This window comes from Sinosporangium album (genome assembly GCF_900100605.1).
Taxonomy (GTDB): Bacteria; Actinomycetota; Actinomycetes; order Streptosporangiales; family Streptosporangiaceae; genus Sinosporangium; species Sinosporangium album.
Genome location: NZ_FNCN01000062.1, coordinates 1 through 13,610 on the forward strand (window position 1 = coordinate 1; position 13,610 = coordinate 13,610).

The following is a 13,610-nucleotide window of genomic DNA, read 5'->3' on the forward strand; positions in this document are numbered from 1 at the left end:
AAGAACTTCGCCAACGGCTGGAAGCCCCGGGCGGATGGCGGCTTGCCCTCACCGCTCGTGAGCGCGCCGCGTGGTACGAGATGGGCATCATCCGTCCCCTTGCCCGCGTGGTGGAGGTGGAAAAGCAGCGGCAGGCTGACAAGCACCTCATGATGACCACGGAGGTATCGCCTCATACCGGCATGGCATGGGGAAGTTCTGTCGATTACGTGCAGGGCATATTGGATGCTCTGCTGTGGGCCACCGGCCGTGCGGAGCGATCACCGCTCAGTGACCGCGAAATTGACGGGCTGCCCAGCACACGTGAGATGCACAATGAGGCGTGGCTCGGGACAGATATCGCGTACCGGCGGGTAGAGAGCATCCGCAACGACTCTTACGCCGTGGGCGTTGAAACAGCGTTGCTATGGCTGATCGGCAAATCCGACGACGCTCCCTGAACATAGAAGGAGGGGCGTACACCAACTGAGGTGTACGCCCCTTCTGCATGCTGCGGTGGTCGTGACTTTCAGCGGCGAAGCATCTGCTCGTAGGCGGTGTATTCCTCCTGTGTGATCCCGTGCTGGCGGAAAAGCCGTTTCGCGTGCTCCGCCGCCTCAGTGCGGAGGCTTTGCGGGGTAGACGGATGGTTGGCCTGCTCGACCAGGGCGCGCAGTTCAGCGAGGAGGCCAAGGCGCTGCGCGGCGTGTACTTGGTCAATGTCGTCTCGGGCCGATCGTGGAACAGGATGCGGACGGTCACTACCTTGAGTCGGGCACCCGCGGGTGCGCGCAGCGGCGGACCGGAGGACATCCTCAAGGAGCCGCCGGAAGTCGACCGCATGGTGGGCCCTGGCGTCTGCGGATTCGTAGGCGGCATCGTAGGTCGTACGCAGCACCGCGCAGTCGTTGACCAGGTCCCGATGGAGCGGCCAGCAAGAGGGCAGCTCTTCCATCGCGTGCGGCCAGCCGGTGAATAGTACGTCGCGGACCCATGCCGCCAGCTCGACCATCCAGTCCTGGCGGGCGTCACTGGGAACGTGAGCCCAGTCGACCGGTCTCGACGGGAGCTCCTGCGTGGCCATCTGCTCGACGTGCGCAGATAGCTGCTCGGTTTCCTCGGCCAACTGCTCTAGTTGCATCTGAAGCTGCTCAACCTTTGCCGCAAGAGGCATTAGGCGACCCAGTTGTCGGGCAGCCGCAGCGTGTTCAGCGGTTAGCTGCTCGACCAGGGCGCGCACACGCCCCACGTCCACGCTGACCGCCGCCACCGCGGACATCACCGGGCCCACACCGGAGGCACGGCCGTCGTCGGCCGGGCCTGCGATGTCTCCAAGGTACTCCTCGCTCACTCCTCGCCCCCAGGCCCATCCCATGGCCGCCACTCGCCTGTACCGCCGGCCTGCTCGGCGGGTCGCAGCGGCAGCGGCAGCGGCGGAGCGGCCGCAGGCCCTTGACGGCGCTCACGCCGCGAGGTCAGCTCATCGGCTGGAACAGGCGCATGGGGGGTGTCGCCGAGCAGCTCGGGCCGAGGAACTGGCACGGGCCGGTGAGTCACGCTCGGCAGCATGATGGGCTGTCCGGACTTGACCCACCGCTTGTAGTCGGCGCGCTGCCAACCCCTCTCCACCCGGACCACGGTCGGTTTCCGGGACCCGCGGATGACGACAGCGTGCCAGTCCGGCAACCGTCGCAGCTCAGACACCGGCAGTACCGGCACCCGCTCGTAGATTGGGCGCCGCCGGTACCGCGGTCGGCCTTCGCGGTCATGGCCGTCGCTGACGCGTTCCGAGCCGACCTGGAGGCGGACGTCTCCCGCCAGCTTCGAGACCCGCTCTCCCATCTCCGTGTCGCTGCTCGCCGTGTAGAAGATCTTGCAGGTGGCAGCCTGCCAGATGACGTCCGCGCCGTCGTCGCCCCACCTCGCCTTGAGGTGGGCCCACGCCTGGCCGATCAGGTGCAGGGCCACCCCGGACCCGCCGGAGTAGGTGGCCCAACTGTGCACCGGGATGGGGCAGATGTTGGCGACCTCGTCCAGGACGAGCGACAGCGGCGGGTCGAGCGCCTGGGAGCGGGAGCGTGAGCCCCGCAGGACCGCGGCGTGGTAGAGCTCGGCGACGAAACACAGGAACAGTGGCGCGAGCTCGCTACTGTCGGACGAGGCCACCATGTATAGGGTGTCGCGCCCGTTGAGGAACTGCTCGACGTCGAACAACTCTCCGCGGACGCGCGGTTCGAGCGCCTCGGCCGCCGCCGGATGTGCCATGAACTTCAGCACATTCCGAATCGTCGTGGCCACGCTCGCCTGGGTGCGTTCGGGCAGATGGAGAAACTCGGTAACTGCGAGGAGCGACGCCTCATCAGCGCCTTCATGCTGCTGAAGGACCTGCAACGGCCGATCGTCGCGGGTCACGATCCACCTGTGCACGACCCTGAGGGTGGCCTTGGCGAGGCCGCCAGCTTGCAGGTAGCCAGCCAGGGTGAGCGTGGCCTGATCATGCCAAAAACTATTGCTGTCCGCGACGACGGAGGAGCGGACGCCCGCCACCAGGAAACCGGCGCGCCGGATCGCTACCTCGGGGTCCTGGCAGCCCGCGACGAGGTTCCAGCGGAACGTGCTCCCGTAGTCCCCAACGCCGGCCGGGTTGAAAACGTGCAGCAGGCCGAACTGCTGCCGTACTCCGGCGGTCATCGCGATGAGGTCGCCGCGGATCGAGGTGGCGACCACCGGGCCGGGCGCGTCGATGATCCGGCCCGCCGCCGCCGCGGACTTGCCTTGCTGCGGAGGCGCGATCGTGAGCGTGACGTCTTTGAGGGTGGCGTAGGCCCGGCGCCGCCCAGGGCGACCCCAGCCGAGGAACACCGCGTACTCGTTGGGCGGGCCGAACCAGCGGTCACGCCAGGTGAGCGAGGGCCGGGAGCGGGCGGCGACTCGGCGCGCGGGCCCGCGACCGTAGCCGCGGTAGAGCTCGACCAGACCAGCGAATCCGGGGCCCGGGTGCATGCCCAGGCGCAGCCGGATACGCATCGGCAGCCACGGCTGACGGCGGCGGGCCGACCGGCGGGCCGCGCCGACCGCCGCGCCAGCAGCAGCGGTCAGGAGAACCCAGCCGGCGAGGCCGGGGCCGAGGTCCCAGGGCATGGTGTCGGTGGGGATGTACTCAGTAGCGCGAGCCAGCATCTCGGTCATGAGGTCACCTCGGCTTCGATCATGCCTCCGGACGGTGACATTTCGCTGGCGGACCGAGCCTTGATGTGGTCGTAAAGGTAAGTTCTAGCAGTTCCCTCACTGCTCAGGCCTGCGGACTGATAGAGCTCTCGCGCCACCTCGGATGCCCGCGACAGATCCATGTAGCGGGGATCTCCGCTCTCGCCGAGCTGCTCGTACAGCGTGATCAGGCGCTCTTTGCCGGTCTTGGCCGCCGCGAGCGTGGCCAGCCGAGCCGCCTCGGCGCGGGCCTGCTCGGCCTCGGCCTGGGCACGGTCGAGGGCCTCACGGAGCGCACGCTCGGCGGCCAGCTGCCGCTCCCGCTCTTCAGCGCGGGTCTGCTTGATCTCCTCGGCCGCACGACGGGTGAGTTCGGCGCGCTCGGCCTCGGCCGCCGACTCGATAGCGCGCATCTGCTCGGCGGTCTCCGCCCGCACCTGCTCGGCGGTGTACGTGGCGGTGGCAGCACGCTGCTCAGCGTCAGCCGCGCGCAGGCTCGCCAGAGTGCGCCCCGGCGCGATCGGCGCGGTTTCGAGGACCCAGTCCCGGACGCCGCCCCATGTGCCGCGGCGGTCGAGGCAGAAGCGCACGACCCACATGAGCAGGGCAACGACTCCGCGCAGCCCACGCCATAGGGCACGCAGTAGGCCGGTCAGGATGGGGGTCTCATCCATCTCGACTTTGAGACGGTGTCCTGCCCAGCGCCGTACCTCGATGATCAGGCTCTCCAGCATCCATGCGAGGGCGATCGGGGCGATGACCGCAACGAGGACACCCTCGGGAGTCCTGGGCGCGTAGAGGATCTGAGCAGCGAGGGAGAGACCGAAGAAGATCAGAACACCGAGGCGGGCTCGGAGGGATGACTGGCCCCGAAGGGCAGCCACCAGCGCCACCAGCGCCATAGCGATCCAGCCGACATCCGGGAGGGCCGCGATGATGCTTGCAGAGATCTCCTTGTCAGTGCCGGCGAGATGTTCGAGCGCGAACTTGCGTTGAGCGTCATAGGCGACGTAGCCAGCGCCTACGAGGGATATGGCGATGATGATCCCGGAGATCAGCAGCATCTTGCCGGACAGCCGATCGTGCGACCGCGGCTCATCCTCCTGCTGCTTGGGGCTCACCTTGTAGTGCCTGATCTCGCGAATACCTGGATCGGCCGACCACGGCGCGAGCGGCTCACGATGATCGTCGCCACCGTGTGATCTAGGAGGGTCGTTACGCCCCTCACGCCCCTTTAGGCTGAACATAGCGAGGAACTCCTTGCTCTAGGGCCCGGGCGGCGGCCTCGTTCTGCCAGGTTCAAGCGCCGTCGTCCGGGTGCTGAATAATCAGATATTGCGGCGGGTTAGGTACTCCTCCAGTGCCTCACGAAGCACTTCAGCGACGTCCTTGTCCATCGCAGCAGCTGCGATCTTTACTCGCCGTCGCAGTGAGCTGGGGATGCGCCCTCCAAATTGGACGATGGGGTCCGCTGGTGCCTCCGGCATAGCGGGTGTCATCTCGGAAGTCCCCTTTGCTTTGTTTGGGTCTGGCTTATCCGGACCATCCGGCACTTGCACCAGTGCTCCCCTCCTTAGTTGATCAATCCTGACCCTATGCGTCGCTGGTCAACTTGTCAACGGGCTATACAATTTCTGTTTTTGTGAGTTGTCTTGTTGACAAGTTTTCTAGCTGTGCTCAGACTGATGTCAGAGTGAGGCCGACGCCTCAAACAGCAAAGCCCCAAGAGCCTGCCGCTACCAACGTCTGGGCTCTTGGGGCCCCTCAACTGAGGAGGTTCCAGCATGGCACAGCTCCCGCGTGGCGTGGAGCCGCTCGACCAGTGGACCGAGGACGGCCACCGCACGGACTGGTCGTCTGGCGAGATGCAGACGGTCCGCGACGCCTACGACGAGCAGATCGGGGCGACGCGATGAGCCGCGAGCTCGACCCGCGCGACATCGTCGGCATCAAGGTCACGGCGCAGCTCGACGACCCGCACGACTACTGCCCCGGTGCCTGTGACGGGGGGTGCTGAGAATGAGGTTTCTCCCCGTCCAGGCCGACTACACGACGGCCGGCGAGTGGCCTGCCCAGGCCAACGGTGACGCCCGGGACACCAAAACCGTCTACGCGTGCCCGTCGTGTGGGGCGCACACCACCTCCCCTGACACACACGTGTGCCGGAGGCGCAAGTGAGCCGCAAGGACAAGGACGAGCGCGAGGAGCTCATCGAGGAGCTGCTCGGCGAGGTCGTCGAACTCCGGGCGCGGATCGCTGAGCTGATCCGTCCTGATGCTCCGGTCGTCGACCTCGCCAGCCGCCGGAGGTAGCTATGGCCGACCGCATCGACGAGATGCGTGCGATGCTCGCCGACCTCGACGGCCAGCAGCGACGCGAGGCGAACGCCTACACGCAGGGCTACCGCGACGGCCACCGCTCCGGCTGGGAGATCGGCTACGGCCACGCCCAGCACGAGATGGCGTCGGAGTGGGCCGACCTCGCTGACAAGGTCCGTGCTGTCGGCCGCAGCCGCCGTTGAGGTCACCGAACCCGGCCGAGCTCGCGGCGCCGTGTCGCCGGTGCGGATGCCAAAACGGCGTCCACACCGGCGGTACGGCCCGCACCGGCTGGGCGATCTACGACCCCGTATGGGCCACGGCATCCGGGTGGTGTCAGACCCCTGGATGCACCTGCACCAACCGATCTTGACCAGTCAGCACCGATAGGAGGAGCGCCATGCTCATCCGCGACAACAGCGTCGGCATCATCGTCGGCCGCGACAACCACGGCCCCGCCGACGAACTTGACCACGTGCGGCACGTCATCACCGAGGGCGATCGTCTGCTCGCCCATGTGGACGCCGGCCTGGAGGAGATGCACCGCATCCTCCGCGAGATGGCCGACCTCGCCACCGCATAGCCGCGAGCGGACGTTGCGGATGCTCCTACCGGCCCCACTGGCCGGTAGGGGCGTCCGGGGCGCCCGCCCCGATCACAAGGCCCTACCCCCATAGAGAGGCCACCTGATGATCAGGCTCATCTCGTTCGGCTACCTCCACAGCACGCCCCCGCTGGCCGACCGGGTGGAGGACGTCCGCGCCAAGCTACGCGACCCTGCGCGCGCCCGGAACGTCCTGGACCTCGACGGCTACCACCCGCGTGTCCAGGAGATCGTCCGGACCACCCCGGGAGCCGAGGAGCTGCTCGGCGAGCTGGAGCGCTACGCGCTGTCCAGGTCCACGGCGACCCTCGCGATCGGATGCGCCGGCGGCAAGCACAGGGCATGCGCCCTGATCGAGCTGCTCGCCGGACGGCTCAAGGCCCGCGGCCGCGACGTCGAGGTCGAGCACCGGCACGCACATCTGCCGCGCGTGCTCAAGGACTCCTAGACGCCCCGGCATTCCACTCCCCCGCCCTCGACTAGGCCGCCAACCAGCCCCGGAAAGGATCAACATGCGCAGCAGGATGACGCCATGGTCCGAGCCGGGGCTCGGCCCAAGGGCCTGCGCCGTTGGCTCGGCTGACGGCCCCCACGGCCGGGTCCCGGAGCGGATGTTCCGGGTGCGGCCCGCTCCTGTGGGGGCGGGCCGTGCCCAGGGCAGCTGCCCACCACCCGACTACCACCGGAGAAGGAGCATGTGCGCCACCTGTGACACCAGGGGCATCGCCCCCGGCGGCCCGACCTGCACGGACGCCTACGACCTGGACGTGCTCAAAAGGCTCTATTACGAGCGGGAGGCCCAGCGCCTCCGGCCCATCGAGCTGACCGACGACCACCCCAAGCACTAGTGAGGAACGAGATGGCCGACATCCAAACCCACATCCAGGAGCGCGACCACCACCTCCACCGCGCCAACCACCGCGCCAGCGACAGCGACGCGATCCAGGCCATTGGACACGGCATCGCCGTGCTCGGTCAGCAGGCCGAGCAGGCCCGCGCGGACGCCGAGGCCCAAGCCGCCATCGACTCAATCACCGCCCAGATGCAGGCCGAGGTGACCGGGGTTCGCACGGAGCTCGCCCGAGTAGACGCCAAAGCAGCGCTGCTGCTCGCGTTCGCGGGCACCGCGTTCTCCGTCGCAGCGGCGGCCGCGGTTCTGGCAGGCTCGCTGTCCCTGCTCGCCCGCATCGGAATCATGGCGGCGGCGGTCCTCCTGGCCATCGCCACCGCCACCACGCTCTCAGCAGTCCGCCCGAATCTCGCTCCGAAGAGTCCGGGGGTCGGATTCCTGGCATACGCCCAGCTGGAGCCCGCCGCGATCTTGGAGAACGTCACCGAGTCGCCGGCAGTCCGACTCGCAGAGACCGTAAGCCGCCTGTCGCGCATCACCCGCGCAAAGTACATACGGGTCCGCCTGGCCATAGACCTCCTAATCGCCGCCGTGGTCATCGTCGCGGCCGCGCTGCCATTCGGCTAGAAACGAGGCGGCCAGCTATGAGCACCTCGACATCGATCGAATGGACCGAGGTCACCTGGAACCCCGTGACCGGCTGCGACCGCATCTCGCCCGGCTGCGACAACTGCTATGCGCTGCGCCTCGCCCGGCGGCTCCAGGCGATGAGACAGCCCAGATACGCGGCCGACGGAGACCCCCGGACGAGCGGGCCCGGGTTCGGCGTGACCGTCCATCCGGCCGCGCTGGCCGAGCCGCTGCGGTGGCGCCGGCCCAGGGTCGTGTTCGTGAACTCGATGAGCGACCTGTTCCACGCCAAGGTCCCCGCCGACTACGTCGCCCAGGTGTGGGCGACGATGGAGATGACCCCGCAGCACACCTACCAGATCCTCACAAAGCGCCCCGAACGCATGGCCCGACACCTGACTGCCGCAGCCAGCGCTCACGGCAGGGGGCCACTGCCGAACGTGTGGCTGGGCACCTCCATTGAGGAAGACAAGTACGCCCCTCGGGCCGACCACCTGCGCCGGGCGCCCGGCGCTGTGCGGTTCCTGTCTCTGGAACCCTTGCTTGGCCCCGTGCCCTCGCTGAATCTCACAGGCATCGACTGGGTGATCGCGGGAGGTGAGAGCGGGCCGGGATACCGCTCCCTCGACCTGGGATGGGTACGCGAGATTCGGGATCGCTGTGTCGACGCCGGTATCGCGTTCTTCTTCAAGCAGGTCGGTGGGCGTACGCCTAAGGCTGGCGGGCGACTGCTTGACGGCCGGACTTGGGATGAGCTCCCCACGCACAGAGCGAAGACGCCGTGACGGAATACATCCTTCAGTCAGCTCTCGACCAGATCGCCGCCGCCCTTAAATGCGGCGACAACGACAGCATCCGGGAGCAGCTCGACAGGATCGCTCGCGACGTCTCCCCCGCCGTCGCCGAGGAGATCACGGCAGAGGTAGTGAGGCTCAAGCTCGCCGCTCGGCGCAAGGCCCAAAGCAACTGACAACGACAGGACGGAGCCGTGGGCAGTTTCAAGGACAAGGGTGATACCTATGAGCACTACGACGACGACGGCCAGCGCATGCAAAGCGTGATGTGCGGTCAATGCGGCACAGTGTCCGTGGTCGTCAATCCATTGGCCGACCACCAGTGCTCCGATTGTGGGCGGTGGCTCAACGGCGGCTTGCGCTACAAGGAGCCCGACGTCTGACCTGAGCGTAAAGGCCCAGAGAATCTCTGGGCCTTTACGCGTTTACGGCCACTCCCCATGTGTAACTGATCGCGCGCCGCGCTCGTCGCTATGTCGTCAGACCGCCGCTGAGCGCTCGATTTCGTCCAGAAGGGCTCGCATCTCTGTGACAAACCGGCGAACATCGCATCTCTGTGCCTTCCGGGCCCGAGCGGCGAGCTTCTCGAATTCGCTACGCGCCCTCCTCGCCTGACGTTCGAACGGCGACGGAGCCGAGGGCTGCTCAGACTCGGTCGATCCGCCTAGGGCGAGGAACTCGCGGATCTGCTCGGCCGCTGTGGCGGGATCAAACGATTCGCCGAGAGCGGCGACGGCACCTCGGACGAGCCCCGCCGTGACGCGCGTCCCGTCAACGTCGGCCAACGCCATGTAGACCAGCTCAGCCGCCTCGGGGCCGTGGGCATCGGCCAGCGGCAGGAGCTCACGCACATGGCTCTCTGTGATCTTGTGACCAATTGGTCGCATCATCAAGCGCTCAGCGATCGGCCAGGCCGCGATCAGCCGGTAGGCGTACCGAGGTCCCATCTCCCAACGGTCCTCGCAGTACTCCTCAAAAGTGCCATGGGTGGCCCGATACAACCGGGCATCCCTGATCACATGCAGCGCCTTGCCAGCAGCCCAGAACGCTACCCGCAGATGGTTGAGAGCCGCCTCACATGTCTCCAAATCGCGCAGCTCTCCGGCGGAAAGCTCCGCAGCCTCGCTGACCGAGGCATAGGGCGCAGGCAAGACCGCAGCCAACTGCCCGACGATGTCGGTATCCCCCTGCACCTGAGGGGCCGCCGGCGCCGCAGCCGCCGCAGGGTCGCCCTCGGGAGACTTGGACAGTCGGCTCCTCTGACGGCCCCGGTTAATGAGGTTGCTCACGATTCTCCTGTCGTTTAATCAGGAGATCCAGGATGTCACCGTATGCCGCTACCAATGCCCGCGCCTCGCGGCCAGGAGCGGCAGTGATGGGTACTCGCGCGTACCTGGCCTCCTCGCGGATGGCGTAGTGGCGCACCAGATAGCGGATAGGGAGCTCATCGCCCGCGGAGGTAGGGAGCGGCTCGCCGAGCACCATGTCACTCCACGCCCCGAGCATCGTGTCCACCCGGTCGAACAGCTGGCGGTCCATTTCACGGTTGATGGCACGTAGATCAGGGTCACGTGGGACATCGCTCCGCACGATGCCCGCGACGTCGAGGCCGGGACTGTATCCCTGGCGCATCTGCTTGATCGTGCGCAGCGCTTGAGCCGTACCGTCCACCCCATCGGTGGTCAGCGTGGCAGGGATCAGCACCCCGCCGTAATCCGCGCAGGCCGCCAGCCCGGTGGTGACCAGCTTGCCGCTCGCACGGGGCGGTAGGTCGAAGAGGATCAGGTCGTACTCGTCGGCGACGGCGGCCAGGCCGGCCCGGAGCCGCATCTCAATCGGCGCACTGTCGGTCTCCCGGTGGGCCAGTTTTCGCTCTGACGGGAGCACCCGGATGGTCGTCGGCCACGATTCGCCCGCAGGATGGACGGTATCGAGGATCGCATCCCAAGGGTTCACCGGTTCGTCGTCGGCGCTGTCGACGTACAGCAGGTCATTGAGCGTGAAGATCTGAGGGTCGCCCGCCTCTGGGATGGGCATGCCCAGCTCAATACTGGCTGTCGCTCTTGGGTCGAGGTCGACGACCAGAACCCTCATACCTCGGTCGCCGGCCGTGGCAGCTAGGCCGGTGGTGATGCTGGTCTTGCCCACACCTCCCTTCTCCGAATACTGAGCCAACCTCAAAGTGCCCATTCCCGGCTCCTTCCTCCCTGCTCGATGCCTGGGCCCAGTCATCCCACGTGTGCCCACCCGGCGCAAGCCAATCGTGCCGACCGCTGTGCGGCTTCGACTCTCCAAAGCACCTGATATTCCTCAGAGGAATATGGGACTGGACACAACGATCAAATAGCTGTAAAGCTATCGCTGCGCCACCCCCAAACAGCCCTAAGAGTGCTGTGTCTGGGGGAGGTAACTCTGTGCAATCGGAGCCGCGGGCGGTTGGCCGGACGGTCGGCGTGATCGCGGGAGCCGCCGCGCTTCCTGCCGGTGCGTGGCTGGCCCATCCAGCTCTAGCCGCCATTCTCCTCATCTTGGTCGCCGCGATCGTGTTTTCGGCCCTCTGGGGATCGGAGACGGTGAGCGAGCGGGCGTTCCGTCTGGGGCGCATGATTGCTGGCAGATCCGAGCCAAAAGCGCCGCCACCAGGTCAGATCGGTCAGAGGCAAGCGCAGAAGCTGAGCGCACAGCCATACGAGGTTCCCGGCGACCCGCAGGAGATGCTCACCCTCGGGGCGATTGCCCGCCGGCTGGGGCTCGACGGCAAGACCGTCACCCAATACCGGCCGCAGATCGAGGAACGCGCCGCCTGGGAGCAGCGCGGCCAGCGCCGCCTCTACCGCCTCGCCGACGTCGTGGAAGTGCTCAACGCCCGGCGCGGCGCCGGTTCACGCGCCACTACAGCCGGAATAGGGACCACATCGGGTTCGCCTCCGTAGTCCTCTGACCACTGCCTATGCGTTACCTATGCACCAGGTGCATAGGTGGCTAGACAAGGTCATCAAACCGCGCCAAGCTCTCTAACGGAAGCCGTGCGGGCGACTCAGATCCGGATTTGTCGGGGGAGAGTTGTATGCCTGCACAGCGCGAGCCGGGCGCTGTCGCGCGCTATGCCCGCACCGCTGGCGTTGTCGCCGGAGGCGTGGCGGTGCCCGTTGGCGCGTGGCTTGCCCACCCTGCCCTCGGGGCTGCGCTCGCCGTCGTCGAGATCGGCCTGGTCGCCGCAGTCGTGCTGTCGGCACTGTGGGGCTCGGCCCATGTGTCAGAGCGCGCGTTTCGGTTGATGCGCTTGGCGCTTGGCCGCGCCGAGCCGAAGGCTCCGCCGGTCCCGCTGGAAAAGGCCGACTCCGCGGCCGGGGCCTGACAAGGGCGCCCGCCCCGGGACTCGCACCCGGGCGTCTGCTCGTCGGGCGACGGCCCGGCTTTCGAGCCGGGCCGCATCGATCAGCACGTGCAGTAGGTCGGCGGCTCACCGCACGTCTTGCACTCGATCTCGGCGTTGCAACATCCCAGCTCGCAGCAGTCGAGCTCTTCCTCGTCCATCCTGCGCTCCTTCGCGTCCGACTCGGCAACATGCAACAGAGTACCCGAAAATGAGCCCGCGCAAAAGAAGTTTGCAAACTTAATCTGCGCATGTAAAACTAGGTGAGACCTGATCGCGGAGGAGTCGCTATCAGGTATACTGTTGAGAGATAGCAACCTCGTAGAGCATGGAGGTGCGATGCAGGACACAGATGACCCGTCCCAGATCGACTGGCCCGCCCGGCAGCAGGTGGCCGCGATCCCGTTCAAGGTCCACAACGGCAGACCCGTGAATCCCTGTGAGCGGACGGGCAGGACCGGCCGGGACCAGCTGTGGCATTGGGGAGAGGGGCAGGCTGCGGATGCCGTCGTGACCGCCCACCTCGCTGGCCACCGCTGGCTGCTGATGGTCGAGCGCGGCGACGGACTGGGCTGGGCACTGCCCGGCGGCATGATCGACCCCGGCGAGGACCCGCTCAGCGCCGCGATCCGCGAGCTGGCCGAGGAGACGGGCCTCGCCGTCGGCGGCATTGCGGCCTGGCAGACGCTCGGCGCGCGCTATGTTTCGGACCCTCGGGCGACCGACGAGGCGTGGATGGTGACCACGCCCGCCCTGGCCGATCTCGGCGAGGTCGCGGACCATCCCCGCGTGCGCGGGGCCGACGACGCGGCCCGCGCAGCGTGGATCAAAGCGGACACGTACCTCGCCCTGGAGGCCGACGTGGCCGAGTATGGCGGGCAGGTGTTCGCCGCCCACGCGGCCATGCTGCGTGAGCTGCTGTCCGGCATACCCGCCTCAGAAGGAGAGATCGTGGCCGACCACACCACGGCGTCCTGGTACACGAAGACCGCCGCCGAGATGACCGACGACGAGGTCAACGAGGCCCGCGCCTACTACGACTCCATCGGCTCCAACTCGATGGAAGGCGAGTGGCTGCGTCGCCACGGCCTCCCCGAGAACTACGGCGACTAGGAAGGAACAGCCCGTGCCCGACAACGAGTGCATTTTGTGTGGCGCCCCCGGGGGCCACCCGTACTGCAGCGAGTCCTGCCGCCGCGCCCAGGGCGAGTGCTGCCTCTGCGGGGCCCCGAACGGGTACCCGTTCTGCGGCGACGCCTGCCGCGCCGCCGCCTCCGACGACTAGCCCGAGCCCGGCAGACCGTGCGCAACACTGGCCCCGCGTGGGGCGGGGCCAGTGTCGTTTACACCCTCCTACCGGCCGGTAGCCGGTGGGAACCATCATTCCCGTGAGTTTCGATTTAAGTTTGCAAACTAGACAAGGGTTCGGCTCTCGGAAAAGGGCGGAGCAGGCGGAAGCCGCCACGAAGCAAGAGCGCGCCAACCTCGAATCCTCGATCCGGGAACTCCGCGGGCACGTCGAGACCTCCGAGCGGGACCTCGCCGCCGCGCGCGAAGCAGGAGACCAGGTCCGCGAGAACGCATGTCTGCAGGTCCTGGAGATCTGGAAGAACGGACTGGCGCGCGACCTGACGCGCCTCCACGAGCTCCAGTAGGCCACGCCAGAAAGCCAAAAGGGGCCCGCCGCGCGGTGGGCCCCATTCTTGTGCCGACAGCTCGTGGCGACGCGACGCGGCCACGTCCTGGCTGAAGGGCCATCGGCCCTGCGGGCCGATGCGGGGGCTCTGCCCCCCGCGCCCCCGCGCCTCGCCGGCGGGGCAGGCTCCGGGATGAGGGGAGGCCGGACCACAGA

At 67.4% G+C, this 13,610-nt stretch carries 21 protein-coding genes; 15 read left to right on the top strand and 6 right to left on the bottom strand.

Going from position 1 to position 13,610, the window contains the following annotated elements; all coding sequences use genetic code 11:
* On the top strand, positions 1-440 hold a 440-nt coding region (locus tag BLQ73_RS32955; RefSeq protein WP_218126090.1), incomplete at its 5' end, for a hypothetical protein.
* Between the two features lie 68 nt (positions 441-508).
* Here the strand turns inward: BLQ73_RS32955 and BLQ73_RS30025 are convergent.
* From BLQ73_RS30025 to BLQ73_RS35195, 4 genes are all read right to left on the bottom strand, one after another.
* Entirely contained in the window at positions 509-1,330 is an 822-nt protein-coding gene (locus tag BLQ73_RS30025; protein WP_093176135.1) for a hypothetical protein, read from the bottom strand.
* Positions 1,327-3,168 carry a type IV secretory system conjugative DNA transfer family protein gene (locus BLQ73_RS30030; protein ID WP_093176137.1) on the bottom strand — a complete coding sequence of 614 codons (1,842 nt, stop codon included), beginning with the start codon at positions 3,166-3,168 and terminating at the stop codon, positions 1,327-1,329. The genes BLQ73_RS30025 and BLQ73_RS30030 overlap by 4 nt, the downstream gene beginning before the upstream one ends.
* A complete protein-coding gene (locus BLQ73_RS30035) occupies positions 3,165-4,433 on the bottom strand; it encodes a DUF2637 domain-containing protein (RefSeq protein WP_093176140.1) in 1,269 nt (422 codons plus the stop codon). Before BLQ73_RS30035 ends, BLQ73_RS30030 begins: the two co-directional genes overlap by 4 nt.
* Before the next feature lie 81 nt (positions 4,434-4,514).
* Positions 4,515-4,685, bottom strand: coding sequence for a hypothetical protein (locus BLQ73_RS35195; RefSeq protein WP_420820051.1), 171 nt, complete (start codon positions 4,683-4,685; stop codon positions 4,515-4,517).
* 285 nt (positions 4,686-4,970) lie between these two features.
* Between BLQ73_RS35195 and BLQ73_RS34780 the strand changes: the two genes are divergently transcribed.
* The 10 genes from BLQ73_RS34780 (at position 4,971) to BLQ73_RS30070 (ending at position 8,765) form a co-directional block, all read left to right on the top strand.
* A complete protein-coding gene (locus tag BLQ73_RS34780; protein ID WP_275936340.1) occupies positions 4,971-5,102 on the top strand; it encodes a hypothetical protein in 132 nt (43 codons plus the stop codon).
* 258 nt (positions 5,103-5,360) lie between these two features.
* A complete protein-coding gene (locus BLQ73_RS32960) occupies positions 5,361-5,498 on the top strand; it encodes a hypothetical protein (RefSeq protein ID WP_176955776.1) in 138 nt (45 codons plus the stop codon).
* A 2-nt stretch (positions 5,499-5,500) separates the two neighbouring features.
* Positions 5,501-5,707, top strand: coding sequence for a hypothetical protein (locus BLQ73_RS30040; protein WP_093176142.1), 207 nt, complete (start codon positions 5,501-5,503; stop codon positions 5,705-5,707).
* A gap of 197 nt (positions 5,708-5,904) precedes the next feature.
* Positions 5,905-6,087 (top strand): hypothetical protein, encoded by a 183-nt coding sequence (locus BLQ73_RS30045; protein WP_093176145.1) that lies wholly within the window; start codon positions 5,905-5,907, stop codon positions 6,085-6,087.
* Between the two features lie 106 nt (positions 6,088-6,193).
* Positions 6,194-6,556 carry a RapZ C-terminal domain-containing protein gene (locus tag BLQ73_RS30050; RefSeq protein ID WP_093176147.1) on the top strand — a complete coding sequence of 121 codons (363 nt, stop codon included), beginning with the start codon at positions 6,194-6,196 and terminating at the stop codon, positions 6,554-6,556.
* Between the two features lie 247 nt (positions 6,557-6,803).
* Positions 6,804-6,956: a hypothetical protein gene (locus BLQ73_RS32965; protein WP_176955777.1), complete on the top strand. Its 153-nt coding sequence runs from the start codon at positions 6,804-6,806 to the stop codon at positions 6,954-6,956.
* Between the two features lie 11 nt (positions 6,957-6,967).
* A complete protein-coding gene (locus BLQ73_RS30055) occupies positions 6,968-7,585 on the top strand; it encodes a Pycsar system effector family protein (protein ID WP_093176150.1) in 618 nt (205 codons plus the stop codon).
* A 17-nt stretch (positions 7,586-7,602) separates the two neighbouring features.
* Complete coding sequence (locus BLQ73_RS30060) at positions 7,603-8,373, top strand: DUF5131 family protein (RefSeq protein WP_093176152.1); 771 nt, start codon at positions 7,603-7,605, stop codon at positions 8,371-8,373.
* Positions 8,370-8,558 carry a hypothetical protein gene (locus BLQ73_RS30065; protein ID WP_093176155.1) on the top strand — a complete coding sequence of 63 codons (189 nt, stop codon included), beginning with the start codon at positions 8,370-8,372 and terminating at the stop codon, positions 8,556-8,558. The genes BLQ73_RS30060 and BLQ73_RS30065 overlap by 4 nt, the downstream gene beginning before the upstream one ends.
* Positions 8,559-8,576: 18 nt before the next feature.
* Positions 8,577-8,765 carry a hypothetical protein gene (locus BLQ73_RS30070; RefSeq protein ID WP_093176157.1) on the top strand — a complete coding sequence of 63 codons (189 nt, stop codon included), beginning with the start codon at positions 8,577-8,579 and terminating at the stop codon, positions 8,763-8,765.
* A 96-nt stretch (positions 8,766-8,861) separates the two neighbouring features.
* Here BLQ73_RS30070 and BLQ73_RS30075 read toward each other — a convergent pair whose 3' ends face one another.
* Both BLQ73_RS30075 and BLQ73_RS30080 read right to left on the bottom strand, forming a co-directional pair.
* Positions 8,862-9,671 (bottom strand): hypothetical protein, encoded by an 810-nt coding sequence (locus BLQ73_RS30075; RefSeq protein ID WP_093176159.1) that lies wholly within the window; start codon positions 9,669-9,671, stop codon positions 8,862-8,864.
* A complete protein-coding gene (locus BLQ73_RS30080; RefSeq protein WP_093176162.1) occupies positions 9,655-10,614 on the bottom strand; it encodes an AAA family ATPase in 960 nt (319 codons plus the stop codon). The genes BLQ73_RS30075 and BLQ73_RS30080 overlap by 17 nt, the downstream gene beginning before the upstream one ends.
* A 482-nt stretch (positions 10,615-11,096) precedes the next feature.
* Here BLQ73_RS30080 and BLQ73_RS33640 point away from each other — a divergent pair, with 482 nt between their 5' ends.
* The 4 genes from BLQ73_RS33640 to BLQ73_RS30100 all read left to right on the top strand — a co-directional run bounded on the left by BLQ73_RS33640 (position 11,097) and on the right by BLQ73_RS30100 (position 13,413).
* Positions 11,097-11,315, top strand: coding sequence for a hypothetical protein (locus BLQ73_RS33640; protein WP_218126091.1), 219 nt, complete (start codon positions 11,097-11,099; stop codon positions 11,313-11,315).
* 134 nt (positions 11,316-11,449) lie between these two features.
* A complete protein-coding gene (locus BLQ73_RS30090; RefSeq protein WP_093176166.1) occupies positions 11,450-11,740 on the top strand; it encodes a hypothetical protein in 291 nt (96 codons plus the stop codon).
* A 357-nt stretch (positions 11,741-12,097) separates the two neighbouring features.
* Positions 12,098-12,871: an NUDIX domain-containing protein gene (locus BLQ73_RS30095; protein ID WP_093176169.1), complete on the top strand. Its 774-nt coding sequence runs from the start codon at positions 12,098-12,100 to the stop codon at positions 12,869-12,871.
* A 293-nt stretch (positions 12,872-13,164) separates the two neighbouring features.
* Positions 13,165-13,413, top strand: coding sequence for a hypothetical protein (locus tag BLQ73_RS30100; RefSeq protein WP_143020528.1), 249 nt, complete (start codon positions 13,165-13,167; stop codon positions 13,411-13,413).
* Positions 13,414-13,610 lie beyond the last annotated feature (197 nt).

Bases quoted from the DNA above. Each gene is read 5' to 3' on its own strand.
- BLQ73_RS30055 (WP_093176150.1), top strand. From the start codon at position 6,968: ATGGCCGACATCCAAACCCACATCCAGGAGCGCGACCACCACCTCCAC.
- BLQ73_RS30080 (WP_093176162.1), bottom strand. From the start codon at position 10,614: ATGACTGGGCCCAGGCATCGAGCAGGGAGGAAGGAGCCGGGAATGGGC.
- BLQ73_RS30090 (WP_093176166.1), top strand. From the start codon at position 11,450: ATGCCTGCACAGCGCGAGCCGGGCGCTGTCGCGCGCTATGCCCGCACC.
- BLQ73_RS33640 (WP_218126091.1), top strand. From the start codon at position 11,097: ATGCTCACCCTCGGGGCGATTGCCCGCCGGCTGGGGCTCGACGGCAAG.
- BLQ73_RS30095 (WP_093176169.1), top strand. From the start codon at position 12,098: ATGCAGGACACAGATGACCCGTCCCAGATCGACTGGCCCGCCCGGCAG.
- BLQ73_RS34780 (WP_275936340.1), top strand. From the start codon at position 4,971: ATGGCACAGCTCCCGCGTGGCGTGGAGCCGCTCGACCAGTGGACCGAG.
- BLQ73_RS30035 (WP_093176140.1), bottom strand. From the start codon at position 4,433: ATGTTCAGCCTAAAGGGGCGTGAGGGGCGTAACGACCCTCCTAGATCA.
- BLQ73_RS32965 (WP_176955777.1), top strand. From the start codon at position 6,804: ATGTGCGCCACCTGTGACACCAGGGGCATCGCCCCCGGCGGCCCGACC.
- BLQ73_RS30040 (WP_093176142.1), top strand. From the start codon at position 5,501: ATGGCCGACCGCATCGACGAGATGCGTGCGATGCTCGCCGACCTCGAC.
- BLQ73_RS30050 (WP_093176147.1), top strand. From the start codon at position 6,194: ATGATCAGGCTCATCTCGTTCGGCTACCTCCACAGCACGCCCCCGCTG.
- BLQ73_RS30060 (WP_093176152.1), top strand. From the start codon at position 7,603: ATGAGCACCTCGACATCGATCGAATGGACCGAGGTCACCTGGAACCCC.
- BLQ73_RS35195 (WP_420820051.1), bottom strand. From the start codon at position 4,685: ATGACACCCGCTATGCCGGAGGCACCAGCGGACCCCATCGTCCAATTT.
- BLQ73_RS30030 (WP_093176137.1), bottom strand. From the start codon at position 3,168: ATGACCGAGATGCTGGCTCGCGCTACTGAGTACATCCCCACCGACACC.
- BLQ73_RS30045 (WP_093176145.1), top strand. From the start codon at position 5,905: ATGCTCATCCGCGACAACAGCGTCGGCATCATCGTCGGCCGCGACAAC.